The 357-nt window shown below is 51.3% G+C and carries 1 tRNA gene; it reads left to right on the top strand.

Features of this window, described 5'->3' with window-relative positions:
- Positions 1 to 77 precede the first annotated feature (77 nt).
- Positions 78 to 152, top strand: a tRNA-Glu gene (locus OXR04_RS21520).
- Positions 153 to 357: the final 205 nt, after the last annotated feature.

The following is a 357-nucleotide window of genomic DNA, read 5'->3' as shown; positions in this document are numbered from 1 at the left end:
TTCCCGCGCAGTGCTCACACAGATTGTCTGATAAAAAAGTAATGAGCAGGACGGCTGCGAAGTCGTGACACTATCGTGTCCCCTTCGTCTAGCGGTTAGGACTCCGCCCTTTCACGGCGGCAACAGGGGTTCGAATCCCCTAGGGGACGCCACCTGCTTGGTGACAGGTGAAAGGTGTCTCCATACAGTATCTCAAAACCGTTTCCGCTGCGCGAGCAGGGAGACGCGTCTGAGATATTTGCTCTTTAACAATCCGGAACAAGCTGAAAATTGAAACGACATGGCGCGTTCATTCTCCGTAATAAGAATGAAATGACGACATGTCCGAGTCTCTCAAATGCTTACAGTCTGCAGCGT

The organism is Pantoea sp. GM_Pan_3 (assembly GCF_026541045.1).
Lineage (GTDB): Bacteria > Pseudomonadota > Gammaproteobacteria > Enterobacterales > Enterobacteriaceae > Pantoea > Pantoea anthophila.
Note: the sequence above shows the minus strand (reverse complement) of the source record. Positions and strands in the feature narration are given on the sequence as shown.